This window comes from Gimesia fumaroli, from assembly GCF_007754425.1.
Taxonomy (GTDB): Bacteria; Planctomycetota; Planctomycetia; order Planctomycetales; family Planctomycetaceae; genus Gimesia; species Gimesia fumaroli.
Map to the genome: position 1 here is coordinate 758,667 of NZ_CP037452.1, position 21,907 is coordinate 780,573.

Sequence of the window (21,907 nt, forward strand, 5' to 3'; positions counted from 1 at the left end):
TGATTCACAACCTGAGTACTGGATTTTTTCAAGAACGCAATTTGTGCGTATAGACGAATCGGCTAGAATAGCTATAGTGTGTGCATAATCGAAATCGAGGAGGGCGCTGACTTCTGTCTGATTGGCATTAACGTCCGGTCTATAAAACTAGTGTGATGAATACTTTACAGAACCCAGGAAACAAAACAGATCCCAAACGGGTCCTGATTATCGGTGGTGGTTTTGCTGGCTTGAACGCGGCACTGGAACTGGGCGGCGTTCGAGGAGTCGAAGTCACCCTCGTTGATCGTCATAACTACCATCTGTTTCAGCCTCTCTTATATCAGGTCGCGATGGCCGGACTCAGTCCCGCTGACATTGCCACACCGATCCGTAGCCTGCTTTCAACTTATCGAAACACCAGCGTCCTGTTAGGGGAAGCGGAATCGATTGATCTGGCCGACCAAAAAGTCAAATTCGATTTCGGCGAGTTGCCCTTTGATTATCTGGTGCTGGCCTGTGGTGCGACGCACAGTTACTTCGGTCACAATGAGTGGGAGCAATACGCACCCGGGTTGAAAAACATTTCTCAGGCGACGGAAATTCGCAAGCGCGTTTTATCTGCATTTGAACACGCCGAACGAATTACCGATCCTGAGGAACAAAAGAAATATCTGACATATGTGATTGTGGGTGGCGGTCCGACGGGCGTCGAGCTGGCAGGTGCGATTGGAGAGATGAGCCGGTTTACCTTGTCCAAGGACTTTCGTCGGATCAATCCCAGTCATACACGCGTGATTCTCGTCGAAGCCGGTCCGCGGATTTTGCCGATGTTTTCCGAACAACAGTCCAACCGGGCGGCCCGTGATTTAGAGAATCTGGGCGTCCAGATCTGGACTTCTTCAATGGTGACGAACATCAACGATGAAGGAGTCGAATTGGGAGATGAGCGGATTCGCGCCGCGACCGTGCTCTGGGCTGCGGGTGTTGAAGCGTCTCCACTGGGAAAATCAGGAGGCATGGATATTGATAATCGTGGTCGCGTTGTTGTGGAACCGGATTTAAGCCTGCGGGGTTCTGAAAATGTGTTCGTTGCCGGCGATCAGGCGAGCTTTACACATCAGACGGGTACCCCATTACCGGGAACAGCGCCGGTGGCGTTGCAGCAGGGAAAGTTTATCGGCAAAACGATTCGCGAGGAATTGAAAGGCAAGCCGCGCAGTAAGTTTCATTTTCGTGACAAAGGGCAGATGGCTACCATTGGCCGTAGCCGAGGGATTGTGGAAATCGGGCGGTTCAAATTATCCGGGTTCCTGGCCTGGGTGGTCTGGCTGGTCGTGCACATCTTCTATCTGACCGGGTTTAAAAACCGGGTACTGGTTGTCATGCAGTGGGGCTGGTCCTATCTCAGTTTTCGGCGCGGGGCACGGTTGATTGTCGGCCGGGAATGGGACCCGCAAACAGAACCCAAGCCTGAACCAGAGCCTGAAGAACAGGAAGTTCCCGTTTCCTCCGAGCATTAAACGCGAAAAATGTCGAAAGTCGGGATGGCTTCAACGTGCAATGAAATGATCGACTTGACGAATTTGATTTACAGCAACACTCTCGATACAGGCTTGAATCGCTCGCTCGGACTGCTTTCCCCAACTTCGCCAGTCGCCAAATTTCAGATCGAAGATACGGTTCCAGGAGTCTTCCATTATTTTGCGAGTGAATTTTCCTGACTCAAGCAATTCATCGTGATTATCAGACTCTCTTCTGTTTTCGGCAAGAAAGTTCTGATTTAAAACTGCGTGCCACAATTCAAATTGTGATAACAGGACATGCGCTTCATTAACTTCTAACTCAACTCGCACGCCTGGTGTGCCTTGGGGAAGATGCCCGCTCCAGCGTAAGTCAGGTCGCTGATGTCTTTCAAAATATTTGTACCAGGCAAATGTAGGGCATCGTTCCGGGTTGGTACCAATCCGATCAGCCATTTGTTGTGCCATCCATTTGTAGTGCGGTCGAAAATCATGCTTCACTCGCGAGTAAGAGGCAAATTTTTTCTTCTTTGACCTCAGATCCTGTAACCAGCCTTCTGTTTGAATCGTCCATAATTGCATCAACAGAACCTTTTCAGAAATTCGAAAGATTAATGAACTTTGTCTTCGGGGGGAATCGGGCGGCCGTGCGGGTCCTGGTCAGTGTCGAGGGTGTCTTCGTTCAGCTTTTCACGCAGTTGACGGTCGGTGAAGTGTTCGAGTTTTTCAGCCTGCTTATGGATGTTTTCGGCTGTCATGCCCGCATGTTCGACGAGGTAGTGTTCCCAGAGGCGATGCGAGCGGACGAGTTGACGGGCCATGTCGCGGCCGGTTTCCGTTAATTCATAAGTGCCGTTGGTGTCCTTGATCTGTCCCTGTTTTGAGAGGTAGCGCAGGGTGAGCTGCGTCGGAACAGGGCGCGAGAACAGAATGTCGCGCAGATCGTTGACATCTGGTTTTTGCTGGGGATCGCGTTCTTCGATGCGGTACATGAGTGCGATGATATCTTCGGCGAGGATTTTCCAGGCGAGAATCTGGCGACGGACAAAGATGATCATGATCCCGTGCCGGGGACCAAACAGAGCCGCGAAAACGAACAGCATGCCAGAGGCGACGGCCATCATGCCAGCGGTCGACGTGCTATGATATCCAAACCAGCGGGGGACGGTGATGGCACTGATGTGCCCGGTGACGGCAGCGAAAATCGCCAGGACGACGCTGAGGACAATCATACTACCCAGCCGATCCGTCAGCATATAGGCGGCAGCCGGAGGTACGACAAACATGGCGACCACCAGAATATTTCCGACAGTTTCAAAACTCGCAACGGCGGTGATGGCCACCAGGGTCATTAGGGTATAGTGGATGATTGTAGCATTAAAGCCGGTCGTGGTGGCAAGTGCCGGGTCGAACGAACTGAGTTTGAGTTCTTTGAGAAAGCAGACGACGAACAGCAGATTAATTAATAGAACCACCGAGAGCACCGCAACGACGCGCGGAATTTCCCAACCCGCAATCAGGATCGTATCGAGGGGGGTGAGTTCAATTGCCCCGTAGAGAACGCAGCCTGGATCGAGGTCAACATGGTCGGCGGCTTGCACGATCATCACCAGTCCCAGAGCGAACAGTGACGTAAACACGACTCCCATTGAGGCGCCTTCATCGACTTTGCCGAAGCCTCGAATCCACTCGGTAAACAGGGCGGTCAGGATTCCGGCAATTACGGCACCAACAAACATGGGCAGACTGCTGCGACTGTCGCTGATCATAAAGGCGGCTGCCAGGCCGGGGAGAATCGCGTGTGTGATCGCATCTCCGAGCATACTCATTTTTCTTAAAACCAGAAAATTGCCCAGTAGAGCCGTTGAGGCAGCGCACAGAATTCCCGCAACAATAATCCAGCCATCCAGAAACCAGTTCCAGTTTTCCAGTCCCCCCATCAGGTTGCCCTCCGTGTACCTGAATGGTGACTGTTGGCTTGTTCCTGCTGGATCTCGATTTCATGCGGGCTTTGCAGGACTCCTGCGGTCGACTGACGAACGAGCAGCGTTTCCAGTTCGGCAATGACTTCCGGTTCTAAAACGTGTTCGATGGCATCGGCATCCTGATCGACCTTGCTGGCTGCGACGTCAGCGTATGTGATCAGGTAGAGTTCCCACAAACGATGTTCGTGAACAATGCGTGCCGCTTCCAGAAGACCGGCTTTGGTCAATCGGATTTGATCTGCCTCCAGGGAGACGACTAACTGGTCCCGTTGCGCCCGATTCGCGATTTTTTTCAGCTTGGCTGGTGACCAGCTTCGCATTTTCAATAACGTGGACATGGGGACGAACGTGGATTCTACAGTCTGTTTTTCGTTGATTCGCCCCTGCGATTCCAGAGTTTCATAAATGCCGCGCAGCAGGTGTTGTCGATTGACTTTTGTGTTCAGCTCATGCCGTCGCAGTTTGCGAATCAGGATGCCGCGGGGAATACCGAAGACCATGCTGAAGAGAAACATGGCGGTCGCGACGAGTACAATCATCGCTCCTGAAGGAAGGTTCGGGAAGATGGCACTCATGGCTGAGCCGATCATTCCACTGAGGGCTCCTAATATGACGGCGACGACCGTCATGTTGACGATCTTTTCTGTCCAGAAGCGGGCAGCTGCGGGGGGGATGACGAGCAGGGATATCATCAAAATCAGTCCAACGGCCTGCAGGCCGATGATCGTGACGACGACGACCAGGCCCATTAAGAGCATGTCCAGCAGTACCACCGGAAAGCCGCGCGCATGGGCGAAGCCTTCATCAAAACAGAGCAGCGTCAGTTCCTTATACAACAGAATGGAAATCAGCATGCAGGTTAGGCCCGCGGAGCCGATGAGCCAGGCGTCGCTGGCGACCATAGAAGCGGTCTTTCCATAAATAAACGATTCGAGGCCGGCGGCGTGGCCGGTCTGCATCTGTTGGACGATGCCCAGGAGAGCAATCCCGGCGCCAAAGAAAACGCTGAGCACAATTCCTAATGCAGCGTCTTCTTTTAAGCGAGTCAGGTTGCGAATCAAGAGAATGCCCCCGATTCCAAGCAAGCCGCTGACGGCGGCACCTGTTAAGAGAATCGGCAGCGATTTCCCGTTCAAGCCCAAAGAGGTGGCGATGATAAAGGCGATGGCGATGCCGGGCAGGGTGGCATGGCTGAGGGCGTCTCCCATCAGAGCCCGCTTGCGTAATAATGCAAAGCTGCCGATCATGCCGGCGGACATGCCGAGCAGTGTGGTGCCGAGGATGACGATGCGGGTGTTGTAATCCTGCAGCAGGAACACACGCTTCCAGTCTTCCCATTGTGGAACCGCAATACTTCGATCGGTGATCGATTTTTGAGTCTGGATTTCGTTCGAGTTAGTGGCCGCGAGAACAAAACAGTTTGGCCAGAGACTGAGAAAGAGAAACACCAGCGCGAACGCCCTCATAGCGACTGCTCCCGGCGTCGCATGGTTTCGGTGGCTTCTTCGAGCAGTGTCAGCCGACCGCCATAGGTTTTTTGAAGATTCTCCGGTGTGAAGACGTCTGCCGTCAGTCCATGATCGATGACCCGCATGTTGAGCAGAATTACATAATCGAAATATTCCGGCACCGTCTGCAGGTCGTGGTGAATGACGAGTGCCGTTTTTCCGGCTTGTTTCATTTCCTGTAAAATCTGCACGATGGCTTTTTCAGTGGCGGCATCGACGGCGGCGAACGGTTCGTCCATCAGATACAGGTCGGCATTCTGAACCAGGGCGCGGGCCAGGAAGGTGCGCTGCTGTTGGCCGCCGGAAAGCTGGCTGATCTGCCGATGGGCATAGTCGGCGATTCCCACGCGTTCGAGTGCTTCCATGGCGCGGGTGCGATGTTTTTTGCGGACGGGAAGACACCAGCCAATTTCTTTGTATAGACCCATCGTCACGACATCAAGGGCATTCACGGGGAAGTCCCAGTCGACGCTTTCGCGTTGAGGCACGTAGCCGACCCGGTGCCGGTTCTTCTGATAGGGTTTGCCGAAAATCTGGACGCGTCCCGACGCCTTGGGAATGAGGCCCATGATGGCTTTGATTAATGTACTTTTGCCGGCCCCGTTCGGTCCAACGATGCCGACGAGTTTTCCCGGAGGAATGTCGAAGCTCACGTCCCAGATCACAGGTTTACGGTGATAGGCCACCGTTAAGTCATACACCGAGAGGGGAGTTGTTGTGGGGGACAATTCAGACGGTGACTCAGCGGCGACGCTTTCTCTTGTATTCATAAGTCCGGTTTTACTTCATCAAATGATTGAGCGAAATAAGTTCCTCGCAAGTATAGCAGCTTCGATTGAATTGCGCAGTTTGCTAATGTGTGTTGTCTGTTTTGATTAGTGAATCAGCTTGCCTTGCATCCCTTTTTCCGGCGCTGTTCCTCCCAGGGCACGTGCGACGGTGGTGAAGTTGTGATCCAGCATGCCGGTATAGGTGCCCTCGTATGTGCCTGATTCGCCCATCGCATCGGAAAACAGTTCGCCACCGATGATGATGTCGTGGCCTTGTGCTTTGGCACCGTCAATCAGGGCGGTGATGTTCTTTTTGGAGACACTGCTTTCGACAAACACCGCTTTGATATTTTTCTTGACCAGCATGTCCACGAGTTGATTAATGCGTTTCAAGCCCGCTTCGGATTCGGTTGAGATTCCCTGAACGCCTTGAACATCCAGGCCGTAAGCACGACCGAAATAATTGAAAGCATCGTGAGAAGTGATCAGGGTGCGGCTCGCTTCCGGAATGGACTGCATGGTTTTCAAACCGTACTGGTGCAGCTGCTCTAACTCGTTTTTGTATTCTGCAGCATTCTTCTGATAAACGTCGGCATGTTTGGGATCGACCTTACACAGGGCATCTTTCACGGCATCCACACATTGAGACCAGGCAGATACGTCCATCCAGACGTGCGGGTCATAGTGCCCGTTGAAGTCTTCCGGTTCGAGCAGGGTTTTTTCATCGATTAATTCCGTCACGGCAAACACCGGTTTATTGCGCGAGACTTTGATCAGCGTGTCCGTCATCTTGCCTTCCAGCATCAGTCCGGAATAAAAGACAATATCAGCATTCATAATGGTCTGCACATCGTCGCGGCTGGCTTTGTGCATGTGGGGATCGACGCCCGACCCCATAATCTGCGTAACGGTCACATATTCGCGGCCTACATTTTTGACGAGGTCCGCCACCATGCCGACGGTTGCCGCGACCGGAATCGGGTATTTGAGCTCGATTTCCGATTGCTTCTGGTCAGTGGTATTGTCAGTGGTAGAACCATCTTTTTGCTGGCAGCCGACAAGAAAACTCAATAGCAGGGTGAAAGCAAGCAGCTTTCTCATTCTTTGTCTCCCATCAGGGGCAATTGATAAATATCTAAATGTAGCCAAGGCTACATTTAGCTTTATTTTAACAGAGTCTGACCTGCTGTCAACTCCAGTGACCTGTGAGATCAGGGTTTCAGGTAGTGGTCGAAGAATTCGATGACGGCAGGCCTGAGGTCCTGTTGTTTCGGTTGCAGGTGAAAGCTGTGAGGAGCGCCCTTGATGATCAATAATTCAGTGGGGATATTTCCCTGTTTGAGCGAGGCGGCCAGGAGTTCGGACTGTTCAACGGGAACGAGCGCGTCTTTCGTCCCATGTAGAATGAGGAACGGGGGATCATCTTTCGAGATGTGGTTCACCGCGGATGCCTGACGACTGAGTTCTTTTTCTGCCTCTGTGAAGGAAGAGAGCATTTCGCGTGACTTCGCCAGTGCGATCAGATCATGCGCGCCGTACATGGGGACGACAGCCTGAATGCGTGAGGAAAAGTCGGCGTATGGTGCATCGGGTTCAAGTTGGGGATCATCGCCGGTCACAGCCAGCATGGCGACCAGATGACCGCCGGCAGAACCGCCGATGGCGCCGATGTATTCGGCGTCGACTTGATATTGGTCAGCGTGTTTTCTCAAATAGCGGACAGCAGTTTTGCAGTCCTGTAGATGGCCGGGCCAGACCTGCTTGAGATTGTCTGTGAACCTGGCTTGTTTCTTTGCCAGTTGGTAGTTGATGCTGGCACAGACGTAACCCGCTTTTGCGAGATTCGTGCCGATGTTGATTTCACGACGGGCGCCCTTGTCTCCGCCATGCCAACCGCCGCCATGTATGATGACGATCGCAGGGTAAGGACCTTTCTGATAAGTGGGGTCCGGCAGATAGAGGTCCAGTTTTTCTTTGCGATCCTCACCCAGGTAGCTGACGTCTTTTTTAACGGTGATATGAGAGAGTTCCTGTTTCACGCGTTCGCTGGGTTCGATGAACGTCACTTTGTCCAGTCCTGCCAGTGCCACGAGATCTTTGATGTCGAATTCCTTGAGCAGTCCGAAGCAGAACAGTTCGGGGGCCTGGCTGACCGCTTTGTCTTGTTCGAGGATCTCTTTGAGTGAACCGAAGGAGTTCTGCAGACTGATGCCGTTGATCGTCTCAGGTTCGATTGCTGCTGCAACGAGGGTGAAGAGACTACTGCGGGGACCTGTCGCCTGAATTTGAACAGTCGATTGTCCCTGATCTTGCTTTAACCATTGTGCGATGCCGGTGAGCTGATCGGCTTGGATGCCAAGCGGTCGTTCTCCGACGGCAGCAACCAGCAGCCCGTAGAGAAAATCGCGCTGGCTGATTTTGGATTCGCCGAAATAAAACGGATCGACGGCGAGTACATTTTCTCCCTTTGAGAGAAGTGTTTCCACGGTTGCCGCAAGACTCTGGCGGCCGGCGTCGGCAACGACGATGGTCGTCGATTTCGCAGGCTTGCGTGAAAACTGGACGGCGGGAACGGTCCAGTCTTTGTCGACGTTCAGTTTCCAGAACGTGACAGTGGTGTTGTCCTGTGTTTTCTGGCTGACTTCGGTTCCGGTGACTTTTGCTGGTGCGGAATGTACGATTTTTTTGAGCGACTCCCGTCGTTTTTCTGGAGAGGTGTTTTTTGCCGGGCGTGGCAGGTTCTGACTGAGTTTCAGTGCCAGGCTGTGAAAGTCGGCGTTGTTGGCAGGCAGTTCCACTTCGAGTTCTTTGGCAGTGTAGAGTTCGTCTTCACAGGCGATTTCTTTGACTGGCAGCGGTTTGCCCGGATCGGAAAAATGAGCCGAGAGCATGCGATAGAGGGCTTCGCGGTTGTCTTTGAGAAAGTTATGGGTACCAGGGTCATCATTGATGTGTTTCTGCAGGTTGTTTTCTTTGTCGTATAATTTGAAGATCGGAAAAGCTGCCTTGAGTAGCGGTGGCTGGGCGTAGCCCGATTCGAAGCAGCAGTTGTCTTTGGAATTGTTGGTCAGCAATGTCGGACGGGGGGCCCGCATTGCGGTAAGGTGAGTGTAGTCTGCGTAGAGGGCGAGGTCGTTGGGTGTCTGTTCGGAATCCCCCAGGTCTTTTGTATGATAAATGCGTGTCTGAAAACTGGAATAACCGGCGACGGGATTAGAGAGTGTGACGCGTTCGTCCAGCGAACTGATGAAGATGGTTTGCCAGCCTCCGCCGGATAGACCGGCGACGGCGACTCGGTCTGGGTCTGCGTTCGGATGTGAGAGCAGGACATCGAGTCCCTTTTTCATCGCGAGATAAAACGGCGCCAGTCCACTCGTGCCACACAGGTCGAGCTGATTCATTTTGTAGTGCGTGAACCCGGGAGTATTCAACTGCCCCATGCCCAGCCATTCGACATTGAGCGCGAGCATACCCCGTTGGGCCTGGTTGATGCAGCGGATCTGTTTGTAGTCCGCTGCTTTGCCGTCTTTGCGGTCATGGCCGTTAACATTCATCACCACGGGGACTTTGCCCGTCAGTTCTTTTGGAAGATAGAGCAGGGCAGGCACCCATAATCCGGGCAGCGCTTCAAATCGCAGTTTTTGGATATTGTATCCGGGGCTGCCTTTAATCGTTTCGAGCCAGACGACATTCAGTTTGGTGTCGCGCCATTTGGCGGCTTCGCCTCGGTACACAACTTTATTTAAAACGTTTTTGCGAGTGCGTTCGGCAGTTTTTTCCCATTCGGCGACACTGCTGACTTCGGGCATGCCAGGAACTTTGGGGGCGATGAAAGCCTGGACTTCTTTCCAGGGCTGATCTTTTTCCAGGATCGGTTCTGCCAGCCAGGTTTTCAGGTTGGGTTCGGCTGCAGTTGCTGTTGAAAGGGACAGGGCAAGCAGGCAGCAGAGGACGAGGGAACGATTCAACAGTTGGCTGGGCATGGATGGAACTCCCGTTGTTTTCAGGTAGGATCTGGAAAGCAGGTTCTTTTTATTCTGAGAGGAAATAGCGGGGAAAACAAGCTTGTTAAGAAAATTAAGGAAGCGCGCAGCAAATTGCAGCGCGCCCGCGATAATCGTTTTGGCGTTCTTGATCAGGATTGTTTGCCGAGTTCGATTGAACGATTGGTGGCGGCGGAAACGGCGTTGATCAGACTGTTGCGGAGTCCGCCGGCTTCTAAAGCGTGAATGCCGGCAATGGTGGTGCCGCCGGGGCTGGTGACGGCGTCTTTAAGGGCACCGGGATGTTCGCCGGTTTCGAGTACCATTTCGGCAGCTCCTTTGACGGTCTGTGCTGCCAGTTGGGTGGCGATGTGTCGGGGAAGTCCCATACGGACGCCACCATCGCTGAGAGCTTCGATAATTTGATAGATGTAAGCGGGGCCGCTGCCTGATAAGCCGGTGACGGCGTCGAGTTGGGCCTCGGGAACTTCCACTGCAGTGCCGACGGTTGACAGGAGTGACTCGACCAGACTGGCGTCTGTTTCCGAAGCCTGACCGCCGCGAGCGAAAGCGGAGGCGCCCTGTTTGACCAGGCAGGGGGTATTGGGCATCACGCGAATCAGTCGTTTTGTCTTACCCAGTTTTTCGACAAACAGGGAGAGGGGACAGCCCGCTGCGATAGAGACCAGCAGTTGCTGGTCGGTAAGCGTTTCCTTGATTTCCTCAAGTACTTCAGCGACATGCTGTGGTTTTACTGAGAGAACTATGATTTCGGATTGTTCGACAACGGTCAGATTCGATTCAACTGCCTGAGCGCCTGTTTCCCGGGTGAATGAGTCTCTGGCTGCTTCGTAGGTATCACTGGCGGAAACATGGTCTGCTGAGGTAAAGCCGGACGAGATCAGACCGGCGGCGAGTGCGGTTGCCATCCGACCAGCGCCGATGAAGCCGACGTTCCTGTTTTTGCTGTCTGACATACTGATTCTGCTTTCTGAAGCCTGTAGATGGTTTTTCAGTCTGAATTATACCCCCAAATTTGGTCCGTCCTTGAATTTTCGGGTAGATAGTCCCTGATAGCGGGGGCACAAACTGCTAGAATATCATAGTGTGGGTCATATTAATTAATGAATTGTAACACCAACCGTCAGAATGTGCATCAGAGTGTGTTCAGACGCTGGTTCACCATAATATAAGCTGATTGCGAGATGAAGATTGCTGGCTATAATAAGTCGGATACTGCAACTGGAAATGAAAGCCAAACGATAATGTCTGACTTGATTCCGCCTCCCATCCGGGTGGGGGCGGTCTCCTATCTTAACTCGAAGCCTTTAATTGAAGATCTAGAAGATCTGGCTGAGAATGCTGAACTGATGTTGGATTATCCCAGCCTGCTGGCCGATGATCTGGCAACAGGGCGGATTGATGTCGGCTTGGTTCCTTCCATAGAGGTGATTCGGAATCCGGATTATGAAGTGATTTCGAATGCCTGTGTGGCCACGCAGGGTCCTGTATTGAGTGTGAAGATGTATAGCCGGGTTCCCCTGGGGCATATCAAACGGCTGGCGCTTGATATGGGATCGCGGACGAGTGCGACGCTGGTGCGGATCATGCTGGCCGAGCAGTATGGTGTGTTTCCGGAAGTGGAGCCACTGCCGATTGAGCAGACAATCGAAGGGACGCAAGCCGATGCGATTTTATTGATCGGTGATCGTGCAATTCATACTCCGGAAACCGAGTTTGTCGCGACCTGGGATCTGGGTGAAGAATGGTTGCGCTGGACGGGCCTGCCTTTTGTCTTTGCGATGTGGGCTGTACGGCGGGACCAGGAGACGGGCACATTAGAGACGGCTTTATGTCGCGCCCGTGATAAGGGTGTGATGCTGCTGGACGAGATCGCACGGCGGGAAGCACCCAAGCTGGGCATCGATGTGGCAGTCGCCGAGAGTTACCTGAAGAATAATCTGAGTTTTTATCTGGGACCTGCTGAATGTTGCGGGTTACGTCTGTTTCAAGAATTAGCCATTAAAACGGGACTGGCTCCCGAGGGGGTTCCTCTTGTCTTCCGAAATTGCATCTCTGCTGGATAAAGCGGTCGCCGGCGAGCGTCTGAATCGAGAAGAGGGACTCAAATTAATGGAGTCTCACGATCTGGTGGCTTTAGGCAAAGCGGCCAACGAAGTCACGAAACGTCTGCATCCGGAGCCTTATCGGACCTATAACATCGACCGGAATATTAACTATTCCAATTCATGTACCGCAGTCTGTGATTTTTGTGCCTTCTATCGGAACCCCAAAGACCCCGATGTTTATGTGCTTAAGCCCGAGCAGTTGTATCAGAAGATTGAAGAGACCATCGAACTGGGCGGCGATCAGATTCTGCTGCAGGGAGGCCTGCACCCGACGCTGAAGCTGGAGTGGTATGAAGACCTGCTCCGCGATCTGCGCGAACGCTATCCGACGGTCAACGTGCACGGCTTCAGCCCACCAGAGCTGCATCACTTCACCAAAGTCAACAAGCTGCCGTTACGGGAAGTTCTGCAACGACTCAAAGCAGCTGGTCTGGGAAGTCTGCCGGGGGGCGGGGGTGAGATCCTCGTGGATCGTGTTCGTAAAGAGATCACGCGCGGCAAAGCATTGACTGAAGAGTGGCTGGAGGTCAATCGTGTCTGGCATGAGCTGGGCGGGATTTCGAGTGCCACGATGATGTTTGGTCACATCGAAACACTGGCTGAACGGATTGAGCATTTGGATCGTTTGCGCGATCTTCAGGATGAGACGGGCGGTTTTTCTGCGTTCATTTGCTGGACACTGCAGCCGGATCATACGGACATGGATTATGTGCCTCCTGCGGGGGCGTTTGAGTATTTGAAAACACAGGCGGTGAGCCGGCTGTATCTGGATAACTTCAAAAATATCCAGTCTTCCTGGGTGACGCAGGGTGAAAAAACGGGCCAGATGGCGCTGTTTTTTGGTGCGAATGACATGGGGAGCCTGATGATTGAGGAAAACGTCGTTTCCCAGGCGGGAACCACGCATCATCTGACGGTTGACACAATTCGGCGTTGTATTTCCGAATCGGGATATATTCCGCGGCAGCGGAATGTCTTTTATGAATATATCGATGATCCTGATTCTAATGGTCCTGCCAAGGGATCAGGTCGCGTTCCTCTGCCGGTACTCAACTGAGAGAAAATCAGCCAGAGTGACGTCTGAAAAGAGCCGATTCGCCGTGATAGGCTATGCTTGCTAGTAATAATAACATATAAGTAAGCCTCTCAATTCAGTGTAACAGTGTGAAACTGATCCTCTGACGACCGCAGGCATTAGGGATGATGGACGGATATGATTCACGTCGAGCAACTTAGCAAGAGTTTCGATGATTTGCGTCGTGGCAGTATTGTTGCGCTCGATTCCGTGAGCTTTGATGTCGAAGCCGGCGAAATCTTTGGATTGCTGGGACCCAACGGTGCCGGCAAAACGACGTGCCTCCGCATGTTGAGCACGGTCTTGCAGCCAACCGGGGGCGTAGCGACGGTCGCCGGGTACGACGTAATGACCCAGCCACAGGATGTGCGAACCCATATCGGTTTCATGTCCTGTAATACCGGCATTTATGATCGAATGACTGCCTGGGAGATGGTAGAGTATTTCGGTCGTCTCTATGACATTGAAGAAAACGAACTGCAGGAGCGGCTGGATCGTATCTTTACGACGCTGCAGATGAATGACATCAGAGACATGCTCGGTTCGAAGATGTCGACCGGGATGAAACAGAAAGTGTCGATTGCCCGGACCATCATTCATGATCCACCCGTACTGATTTTTGATGAACCGACGTCCGGACTGGATGTTCTGGTGGCGCGTGCGGTTTTAAAAACCATTGAAGCGCTGCGTGAGGAAGGCAAGTGCATTATCTTTTCCACTCACATCATGCGGGAAGTCGAGAAGTTATGCGACCGCGTGGCCGTCATCTATAAAGGAAAAATCCTGGCGATTGGCAGTATCCCGGAACTGGAAGAACAGTATCACGAGTCGGATATGGAAGAATTGTTTTTCAATTTAATTCAAGAGCATGAAGACCAGCTGGCGATGAAGGCCCCATAAATCAGATGATACAGTGGAAGAATATTAGACTTATTTTACTGCGTGAGTTGCGTGATCAGATGCGCGATCGGCGTACGCTGTTCATGGTGGCCATTCTTCCGCTGCTGCTGTACCCGGCTATGGGAATTGGTATGGTACAGATGACGGTGCTGTTTTCCGAACAGCCACGCAATGTGGTCGTGCTGGGCGCCAACGATCTGCCGAAGCATCCGCAGTTACTGGACGGAGACCGATTTGTTTCTAACTGGTTCACGATGCCGTCCGATGCAGATAAGTTGCGTGTCATTACCGACAGTAATGCCGAAGGGGATTCTGCAGAGGATAAAAATCGAGAGGAACTGCTGAAGCAGGCCCGCGCACTGGAAGTGGTTCTGAAGAAACATCAGGAACTGCTCAGTCAGTGGGATGAGATTGAAGATCAGGAAGATCTGCAGCAGGAAAACCAGTTAGCGCGGGAAATTACAGACACAAATGCCCGGCTGAGCAAGTTATTTGCGGAGAGCCAGATTCAGGTTCTGATTCTGATTCCCAAGGGGCTGTCCAAAGAGATTGAGCAGGTCAGCGAAAAACTGGCACGGCATGAGCCGATTGACTTTGACCCGGCGGATTCATTGCGGCCTTTGATTCTGGAAAACAGTGCCGACGAAAAATCAATGATTGCCTACCGCCGTGTGGAAGAGGTGATGCGGGCCTGGGAGAAAGCAATTCTGCGAGATCGATTGAGCCGGGCGAATCTTCCGGAATCGTTGCCGACTCCGATCAATCCGGATGCCATCGATTTGGCCCAGGATGAACAACTGGCGGCGAACCTCTGGAGTAAGCTCTTTCCGGCGCTGTTGATCATTATGGCGGCAACAGGCGCCTTTTATCCGGCAATCGACCTGGGAGCCGGCGAAAAAGAGCGGGGCACGATGGAGACGTTGTTGATCTCTCCCGCGAAACGTACCGAAATTGTATTGGGTAAATTTTTGACGGTTCTGATTTTCAGCGTTTCGACGGCGCTATTGAATCTGGCTAGTATGGGATTTACCGGGCGGCATATGGTTAATGTGGCAGGAGCCGGGGCGCTTTCCAAGATTGGCGATCTCTCCTTCCCCTCCTTTTCCGCGTTGTTCTGGATTGTGTTGCTGTTGATTCCCCTGTCGGCCTTATTCAGTGCTCTCTGCCTGGCGCTGGCGACTTTTGCCCGCAGTAGTAAAGAGGGACAATATTATCTCACGCCGTTGTTGATGGTGACACTGGGGCTGACCGTGTTCTGTCTTTCACCGGCTGTGGAGATCAATGCCTTTTACAGTTTGATGCCCGTGGTGGGTGTGGCGCTGTTATTGAAGGGGATGCTGCTTTCATCCGTGAATGCGGGCATTCTGTATGTGTATGCGATTCCCGTTCTGGTGACGAGTGTGGGTTACAGCCTGTTGGCACTATGGTGGGCCATAGATCAATTTCAGCGGGAAGATGTGCTGTTCCGAGAAGCGGAACGGTTTGAAGTGGGCCTGTGGCTCAAGCATCTGATGCGGACCAAAGATGCGCTGCCCAGCTTTGCCGAAGCCGGTTTCTGTTTTGTGATCATCATGTTATTACAGTTTGGTGTGATGAACACCATGGGCGATGCAATTCGGATGGCCAGCGATGCCGAGCGTCCGTTACGGATGATGCAGTTATTAATGATACAACAACTGGCGATTATCGCGACCCCGGCATTAATGATGGGGATTATGCTGACGACCAGTATGCGAAAAACATTCCGACTCTATTTTCCAAGTATCGGATTTTTGGCCGTCGGATTTATCCTGCCGTTCGCGTTGCATCCGCTGTCACTTGAGCTGGCAGTGAGTCTGGACTGGTTTTTCCCGTCTCTGCCTGAAGGAACCGTGGCAGTTCTGAAAAGTATGTCCGATCCAAATCAGCCGATCTGGTTGATCCTGCTGGCATTTGCATTTGCGCCGGCTGTGTGTGAAGAACTGGCGTTTCGTGGTTTTATCTTAAGTGGCTTCGGTCGTCGGGGCCGGGCGTGGCTGGCGATTATTCTGTCGAGTGTGACCTTCGGTGCGATGCATATGATTCCTCAGCAGGTGTTTAACGCCACATTGCTGGGGCTGGCGCTGGGAATGATTGCCGTTTATAGTCGCAGCCTGTTGCCGGGAGTGATCTTTCACTTCATCTACAACTCGCTTTCCGTGCTGCGAGAACGGATTCCTGCCAACTGGGTGCCCGAGAGTGGTTTGCAGCATTTTGTCACAATGGGACCGGAAGGTTTGCGGTATTCGTGGCCTTTATTGCTGATTTGTGCCATCGTGGGAGTTGCCTTGTTACGTTGGACGGTGCTGCAGTCAAAAACAGGAACCGATGAGGATTTGACGCTGGGAGATTCCCTGAGTTCTTCCTCATTCGACCGCCGCCTGACAGATACCAAATAACCGTCGGTCTGGTATAATGCCGCGGTTGTTTATTCTCTTGCACTCTACTTCCGTTTTGATCAAAGCAGTATTTTGAAACGTCAGATTTTAAAAGCACGCTGGGTATTTCCCGTCGATGGACCACCGCTGGAAGAGGCCGTGGTGGAAGTCGAGGACTCTCGGATCGCAGCCGTGTATGCCGGCAGTCATCCAGAGGCGATTGATCTGGGTAATACTGCACTGATTCCCGGTCTGGTGAATGCGCACACGCATCTCGAATTCAGTCATCTTGCACAACCGCTGGGACCGACGGCTCCGTTTACCGACTGGATTCGCTCGATTATGAAGTCGCGCTTTGAATTGACTGTTCCTGTGGAACAAAGCATTCAGCAGGGAATGGCAGAAAGTTTAGCGGCGGGCACAACCTGTCTGGGAGAAATCGCGACGAGTGCCGAAAGTGTGCAGCAACTGGAGCAGACCGCGCCGGCGCCGCGTGCGGTGGTATTTCGGGAATGCCTCGGTTTCTCGGCTGATCGAATTGCCGGTCAGGAACAAATGGCGGCTGATTATTTAGAACAGCAGACAGCCGGAGAGATGCATGATCGTTTGCGACGGGGCTTGAGCCCGCATGCGCCTTACTCAGTTCATCCCGATTTATATCTGAAACTGATTCAACAGGCCCGCGATCAGGGAGCGCCGGCCGCCGTCCATCTGGCTGAGACAGAGGCAGAACTCGATCTGCTGGAACGCAAGCAGGGACCGTTTGTTGATTTATTGACCGATCTGGGGCTTTGGGATCCAGAGATCCTGAAACAGGGAATGCGGTTGTATGATTATCTGGTGCCGCTGGCTGAGCTTACTTCGGCGCTGGCCGTGCATGGAAATTATTTTGGAGCCGAGGAACTGGAGTTTTTGAAGCAGGCCCCACAGATTTCGGTCGTCTATTGTCCGCGGACACACCACTATTTCGGTCATCCGCCTCATCCGTGGCGGACCCTGATCGGACAAGGTATCAATGTAGCGCTGGGAACGGACAGCCGGGCTTCGAATCCGGATTTGAGTCTCTGGAAGGAACTGCTCTTTTTGCGGGCTGCTTTTCCTGACGTTTCTACGGGGCTAATTCTGGAATGCGGCACATTAGCGGGAGCACGTGCTTTGGAACTGTCTGAGGAGATCGGCTCGGTGACGGTGGGGAAACGGGCCGATTTGGCTTTGGTTCAGTTGCCAGACCGTGCTGAGGAGCTTTCAGGCAGTGATCTTTTGTTAAATTCCCAGTCACATGTTTCTCGTGTGATGCTGAATGGGTGCTGGATCAATTGATTTCGCAAGAAATACCGTTACCCTATAGTCTCCAGTTGGCGCAAATTGGTGGTGTCTCGCCAGGTCTTGCTGACCGGATTTTCTATTGTCGTTCTAGAACTCGATCCTGGAAGGGGGTTCTGAGCAAAAATCTCTCGGGTTGTTGGGAATACATAAAAATGGAAGAAACAGTGTCAATCGAATTTGGTCAGTCAGTTCCCCAACAGATCGTTTCCTTATCGGATGAAGAATTTCTGCAGGCGATTCAATGGAAATCGAAACCGAGCGGGGACTTGATGAAGGGCGCCCAGACGGGAGATCTGGCTCGGTTCACGAAAGGCCTGTCCGCGCGACTGAAGGAAACGGCGAAACAGAAGAAGCAGGTCAAACATGCTGCGGAGATGATGTGGGCTTCGCTGTGGTCGGAAGAGACGGAAGACGAAACATGTCGTACGTCGGATTTGATCAAGCTGATTAAGTCCGTCCAAGAGTTACCTGGTAAGAATAAAAAAACATCAAATAGCGGAAAGCGAAAAAAGACACCTGAATTGAGTTGGGATGAAGTCAGCCGCCTGCTGCGAGGCTGGTTGAGTCAGGTGACGACTTCCGAACCTCTGCGTCCGTATGAGTTATTACTGTTAACCGAACTATTGGAAAATGTTGGCGCTCGTTTAGCACCAGAGACACTGATCAGCGTGTGGCGACAATGTTTGTTTGCCGCTGCCTCGCTCTGTTTTAATCTGGAAGAGACCGATTTTTCAGAGACACCGGAAGATCAGGTGCTTCTGGTTTCCGGCGAGTTGCCTTGGCGTCTCAGTTTTCTGTTCTCGGAAATTTCAGGGGCGAAACACTTCCGGCAACTGGGACAGCAAAATCTGCGTGAATGCTTTTTTGATCGCACCGATAACGATGGCACTCCGCATGCGGATTATCTGCCGCGAATCGATTTCTGGCTGGCAACATTGACGCGTTCTCTCTTTATCGGGCAGGTTTGGAAAAAGCCGGTCTTGGACAAAGAGGCATTGGAGCGATTTCAAGTTTCGGTTGAGAAATTGGCAGCGGCCTGCGACGTTTCCGGTAAAATTGCTTTGTGTCCAACGCATTCCGTAGCGCATCTGAACCTGCTGACATTAGCGGCTTATTTTGCAGAAATTCCAGGCAGAAACGCCGAGCGGCTCTATCTGAAGTCATTGTCCGCTGATAAGAAAAAACGGGAAAGTTTCATGATTCAGGCAGAGGACCAGGCTTCAAGTCAGTCGGACTGGTCTGCACTGGCATTGATGCGAAATTACTGGTCGGATGCGGCGAATCTTTTGGCAGTCTCCTGGAATGGTGAGTTACCGGAGTTGAGTCTGTCGGCGATGGGGAAATCCCTGCTTGGAGGGAGTTGGGACTTCTCTCTCACCGTGGACGGAAAGGAAATCACCGGGGACGGCGAATGGAGTTCGGTCTGCTGGAACTCTGATGAGGATGCAGACTATCTGGAACTGCAAATGGATCTGGAGTCGGGCTACACGCTGGAACGCCAGATTCTGCTGCCACGCAATCAGCATTTTGTATTTCTGTCTGATATCGTAACAGGAACCGAAACTACCAATCTGGAATATCGGTCTGTGATTCCGGTGACGCTGGGAATTGCGGGAGCCTTGGATGACGAAACCCACGAGATGGTGCTCAAAACGAAAGGGCTATCAGCGCGTGTATTTCCGATTGGTCTGCCACAGGAACGGGATTTCTTTCAACCAGGTAGCCTGACGCTGAATGATCAGAGTCAACTGGTTCTGCATCAGCAGGTTTCCGAAGCGAATGGTCTGTACGCACCACTGATTATTGACTGGGAGCCGGGATTAAAACGCAAACCGGCCGACTGGGCGAGCCTGACCGTGAGTGAGGGGGGAAATATCTCAGCCCGCGATGAAGCTTCCGGTCATCGCTTGCGAATTGGTAAACATCAGTTATTGGTTTATCGCAGCCTGAAAAAAGGAGCACAGGCGCGAGCGGTTTTAGGGCATCATACGAATTATGAATCAGTGATCGGTCGGTTTGATACCGATGGCGATCTGATGCCTTTGCTGTATGTGGAGTAGTGGTCCATGAATCCTGAATTGACAGGTGATCAATATCTGGCGAGTACGCCAACGAGCGTGCGGACCATTTTGGGGCGACGTTTCATTCCAGGTCTGATAAGACTGTAGAATTCACGAAATAGAGTGAATCTTCTCTTTCTGGATTGGCAGGGTACTCAGCGACTTCGAGAATTCTTACAATGGAATTGAATCGGGCAATCCGAAGCAAGCCACTTGTCGGCAGAGACCAGTCAAACTGAAGCGATCAGAAATAAGAGAAGAATTATGTCTGAAAATGTATTTGCAGCCTTGGAAGAGTTACAGCAACAATCGCCGGAAGCCGTACTGGACCGGTTGATTGAAACATTGACTGAGCAGAAAAACTACCATCGTCTGTTTGATGCATTGCTGATGAAAAAGAAACAGGAACTGGGTGTTGAGTTACTGCAGCCGACCTCGTTTGATCCGGTTCCCGAAGAACAGAAAAAAGAATTCGAGCAGGCATACATCGATGCGGCTCGCAAAGTGGGTAGCCTGTTTCTTGAGCAAAAGCTCTATTCCGATGCCTGGCTCTACTTCCAGACGATTCAAGAACCGGATCTTGTGGCCGAGGCATTGAATAAGATCAATCCGCGGACGATTCCAGAAGATAAAGTGGAAGAGCTGATTCAGGTTTGTGTGTATGAAGGTGCGAACCCGGAAAAAGGGTTTGAGATAATGCTGCAGGTGAATGGCATTTGTAACACGATTACCGTGTTTGATCAGATGAATGCCCAGCTCAAGCCGGAAAGCCGTCAGAAGGTCGCGCGGTTACTGGTCGACCAGCTTTACAGTGATCTGGTGCAGTCACTGCAGTATCAGGTTCAGCAGAAAGTTCCGATGGCACCGCCGACTGAGAATCTGCGGGAGCTGATGGCAGGCCGAGACTGGATGTTCGAAGGGGGCGCCTATCATATTGACGTTTCGCATTTGAATTCCGTCGTGCGGTTTGCCCGACTGTTGAACGATGACGACCCGAGTCTTGCCAAAGTCATCGAGCTATGTGAATACGGTTCTCAGTTGGATGAGCAGTTTCAGTATCCAGGAGAAGCGCCGTTCGAAGATTTTTATCCGGCCCACCAGCATTTCTTTAAAGCGCTGACGGGAGAGGAGAGCGATCGGAATCTGGGAATCGCTTATTTCGAAAAGAAGCTCGAGCAGGAACCGGATGACGAAGACAAGCAGATGATTGCTTATGTATTGATCGATTTATTAACGCGCGTGGATCAGAACGAGCGGGCCATCGAGCTGGCGGAAACCTATTTGAGTCAGTTTGAAGATCCAAATACCTTTTCGTTCACGGACTTGTGCCGCAAGACCGATCATCTGGATGTATTGCAGCGCGTTGCACGTGGCAAGGGTGACCTGGTGACCTTTGCGGGAGCGTTGCTGGACACACAGAATCAAACTCAGGAATCTTAACGAACGGTCGGAAATCGAGATTTCGCCATGTCCCACCTGCCCATCAACCGTAGTGCCTGGAATCGGTTGGCAGAGGTTCGCAGCCAGTTTACCAAGGTCGCGACCGATGAAGAGTGCCGAGCTCCCTTGCAAACATTGGATTCCCGCGGCTGGTTACCCTCATCTGTCGAAGGGAAGCAGGTGCTGTGTCTGGCATCGGGGGGCGGCTGGCAGTCGATTCTGTATGCGTCTGCCGGAGCACAGGTCACCGTTGTTGATTTGAGCAACAAGATGCTGCAGCTGGATGAACAGGAAGCTCGCCGACGCAGCTTGCAGGTGCGGATTGTAGAAACTTCAATGGATGATCTCTCCGAGTTGCACGATGCACAGTTTGATATTGTGCATCAGCCGGTGAGTACCTGTTACGTGCCGGATGTGGAGGCCGTTTATCGTGAAGTGGCGCGGGTCCTCAGGCCGGGGGGCCTGTATATCAGCCAGCATAAGACGCCGACCAGTTTGCAGATTACCAGCCGCGATCAGCAGAATCAGTATGTACTTGGACTGGAATATTATCAGCAGGGTGCTTTACCAAAGGCCGATGATCGTTCATATCGGGAAGAGGGAGCGACGGAATACCTGCATCGCTGGGATCAACTGGTGGGCGGTTTGTGTCGTCAGGGATTTGTAATTGAAGATTTACGCGAGCCGATGCGTGCGGACCCCAGTGCCCCAGTCGGACATTTTCGACATCGGGGACGCTACGTCGCGCCTTATGTGCGGATGAAAGCGCGACGCGTGGGATCTTCCACGAATGAGGAAAGCCCGGCTGCAATCTGGGTTCCTTGAGGCCGCGT

16 protein-coding genes are annotated in these 21,907 nt (G+C 52.3%); 9 read left to right on the forward strand and 7 right to left on the reverse strand.

The features are described from left to right. The first annotated feature begins 155 nt into the window (after positions 1-155). Complete coding sequence (locus Enr17x_RS02960) at positions 156-1,502, forward strand: NAD(P)/FAD-dependent oxidoreductase (protein ID WP_145305741.1); 1,347 nt, start codon at positions 156-158, stop codon at positions 1,500-1,502. Positions 1,503-1,532: 30 nt separating this feature from the next. On the opposite strand, the gene Enr17x_RS02965 is transcribed toward Enr17x_RS02960, so the two are convergent. The 7 genes from Enr17x_RS02965 to proC all read right to left on the reverse strand — a co-directional run bounded on the left by Enr17x_RS02965 (position 1,533) and on the right by proC (position 10,725). Next, positions 1,533-2,084, reverse strand: coding sequence for a DUF3841 domain-containing protein (locus Enr17x_RS02965; RefSeq protein ID WP_145305742.1), 552 nt, complete (start codon positions 2,082-2,084; stop codon positions 1,533-1,535). Between the two features lie 29 nt (positions 2,085-2,113). Further along, on the reverse strand, positions 2,114-3,442 hold the full coding sequence (locus tag Enr17x_RS02970) for a metal ABC transporter permease (protein ID WP_145305743.1): 1,329 nt from the start codon (positions 3,440-3,442) through the stop codon (positions 2,114-2,116). Beyond that, positions 3,442-4,953, reverse strand: coding sequence for a metal ABC transporter permease (locus Enr17x_RS02975; protein WP_145305744.1), 1,512 nt, complete (start codon positions 4,951-4,953; stop codon positions 3,442-3,444). Before Enr17x_RS02975 ends, Enr17x_RS02970 begins: the two co-directional genes overlap by 1 nt. Beyond that, on the reverse strand, positions 4,950-5,765 hold the full coding sequence (locus tag Enr17x_RS02980) for a metal ABC transporter ATP-binding protein (protein ID WP_198000938.1): 816 nt from the start codon (positions 5,763-5,765) through the stop codon (positions 4,950-4,952). Before Enr17x_RS02980 ends, Enr17x_RS02975 begins: the two co-directional genes overlap by 4 nt. Positions 5,766-5,870: 105 nt before the next feature. Further along, the gene (locus tag Enr17x_RS02985; protein WP_145305745.1) at positions 5,871-6,866 is read right to left on the reverse strand and encodes a metal ABC transporter solute-binding protein, Zn/Mn family; all 996 of its coding nucleotides are present in this window, start codon (positions 6,864-6,866) and stop codon (positions 5,871-5,873) included. Positions 6,867-6,976: 110 nt separating this feature from the next. Next, positions 6,977-9,748, reverse strand: coding sequence for a prolyl oligopeptidase family serine peptidase (locus Enr17x_RS02990; RefSeq protein ID WP_145305746.1), 2,772 nt, complete (start codon positions 9,746-9,748; stop codon positions 6,977-6,979). 152 nt (positions 9,749-9,900) lie between these two features. Next, the gene (gene proC, locus Enr17x_RS02995; protein WP_145305747.1) at positions 9,901-10,725 is read right to left on the reverse strand and encodes a pyrroline-5-carboxylate reductase; all 825 of its coding nucleotides are present in this window, start codon (positions 10,723-10,725) and stop codon (positions 9,901-9,903) included. A 288-nt stretch (positions 10,726-11,013) separates the two neighbouring features. Between proC and Enr17x_RS03000 the strand changes: the two genes are divergently transcribed. From Enr17x_RS03000 to Enr17x_RS03035, 8 genes are all read left to right on the forward strand, one after another. Next, positions 11,014-11,835: a menaquinone biosynthetic enzyme MqnA/MqnD family protein gene (locus tag Enr17x_RS03000; RefSeq protein WP_232100927.1), complete on the forward strand. Its 822-nt coding sequence runs from the start codon at positions 11,014-11,016 to the stop codon at positions 11,833-11,835. After that, the gene (gene mqnC, locus Enr17x_RS03005) at positions 11,804-12,934 is read left to right on the forward strand and encodes a cyclic dehypoxanthinyl futalosine synthase (RefSeq protein ID WP_145305749.1); all 1,131 of its coding nucleotides are present in this window, start codon (positions 11,804-11,806) and stop codon (positions 12,932-12,934) included. Before Enr17x_RS03000 ends, mqnC begins: the two co-directional genes overlap by 32 nt. 156 nt (positions 12,935-13,090) lie before the next feature. Beyond that, entirely contained in the window at positions 13,091-13,852 is a 762-nt protein-coding gene (locus Enr17x_RS03010; RefSeq protein ID WP_145305750.1) for an ATP-binding cassette domain-containing protein, read from the forward strand. 59 nt (positions 13,853-13,911) lie between these two features. Then, positions 13,912-16,269 (forward strand): ABC transporter permease subunit/CPBP intramembrane protease, encoded by a 2,358-nt coding sequence (locus Enr17x_RS03015; RefSeq protein WP_232100928.1) that lies wholly within the window; start codon positions 13,912-13,914, stop codon positions 16,267-16,269. 72 nt (positions 16,270-16,341) lie between these two features. Beyond that, positions 16,342-17,568 carry an amidohydrolase family protein gene (locus tag Enr17x_RS03020; protein WP_198000939.1) on the forward strand — a complete coding sequence of 409 codons (1,227 nt, stop codon included), beginning with the start codon at positions 16,342-16,344 and terminating at the stop codon, positions 17,566-17,568. A gap of 170 nt (positions 17,569-17,738) precedes the next feature. Continuing rightward, positions 17,739-19,634: a hypothetical protein gene (locus Enr17x_RS03025; protein ID WP_145305753.1), complete on the forward strand. Its 1,896-nt coding sequence runs from the start codon at positions 17,739-17,741 to the stop codon at positions 19,632-19,634. Positions 19,635-19,898: 264 nt separating this feature from the next. After that, a complete protein-coding gene (locus Enr17x_RS03030) occupies positions 19,899-21,074 on the forward strand; it encodes a hypothetical protein (RefSeq protein ID WP_145305754.1) in 1,176 nt (391 codons plus the stop codon). Between the two features lie 27 nt (positions 21,075-21,101). After that, the gene (locus Enr17x_RS03035) at positions 21,102-21,899 is read left to right on the forward strand and encodes a class I SAM-dependent methyltransferase (protein WP_145305755.1); all 798 of its coding nucleotides are present in this window, start codon (positions 21,102-21,104) and stop codon (positions 21,897-21,899) included. Positions 21,900-21,907: the final 8 nt, after the last annotated feature.

Excerpts from the sequence above, each read along its gene's own strand:
- Enr17x_RS02980 (WP_198000938.1), bottom strand. The coding sequence starts at position 5,765 with ATGAATACAAGAGAAAGCGTCGCCGCTGAGTCACCGTCTGAATTGTCC.
- Enr17x_RS03000 (WP_232100927.1), top strand. The coding sequence starts at position 11,014 with ATGTCTGACTTGATTCCGCCTCCCATCCGGGTGGGGGCGGTCTCCTAT.
- proC (WP_145305747.1), bottom strand. The coding sequence starts at position 10,725 with ATGTCAGACAGCAAAAACAGGAACGTCGGCTTCATCGGCGCTGGTCGG.
- Enr17x_RS02985 (WP_145305745.1), bottom strand. The coding sequence starts at position 6,866 with ATGAGAAAGCTGCTTGCTTTCACCCTGCTATTGAGTTTTCTTGTCGGC.
- Enr17x_RS03010 (WP_145305750.1), top strand. The coding sequence starts at position 13,091 with ATGATTCACGTCGAGCAACTTAGCAAGAGTTTCGATGATTTGCGTCGT.
- Enr17x_RS03030 (WP_145305754.1), top strand. The coding sequence starts at position 19,899 with ATGTCTGAAAATGTATTTGCAGCCTTGGAAGAGTTACAGCAACAATCG.
- Enr17x_RS03015 (WP_232100928.1), top strand. The coding sequence starts at position 13,912 with ATGCGCGATCGGCGTACGCTGTTCATGGTGGCCATTCTTCCGCTGCTG.
- Enr17x_RS03035 (WP_145305755.1), top strand. The coding sequence starts at position 21,102 with ATGTCCCACCTGCCCATCAACCGTAGTGCCTGGAATCGGTTGGCAGAG.
- Enr17x_RS02990 (WP_145305746.1), bottom strand. The coding sequence starts at position 9,748 with ATGCCCAGCCAACTGTTGAATCGTTCCCTCGTCCTCTGCTGCCTGCTT.
- Enr17x_RS02960 (WP_145305741.1), top strand. The coding sequence starts at position 156 with ATGAATACTTTACAGAACCCAGGAAACAAAACAGATCCCAAACGGGTC.
- Enr17x_RS02965 (WP_145305742.1), bottom strand. The coding sequence starts at position 2,084 with ATGCAATTATGGACGATTCAAACAGAAGGCTGGTTACAGGATCTGAGG.
- Enr17x_RS02970 (WP_145305743.1), bottom strand. The coding sequence starts at position 3,442 with ATGGGGGGACTGGAAAACTGGAACTGGTTTCTGGATGGCTGGATTATT.
- Enr17x_RS02975 (WP_145305744.1), bottom strand. The coding sequence starts at position 4,953 with ATGAGGGCGTTCGCGCTGGTGTTTCTCTTTCTCAGTCTCTGGCCAAAC.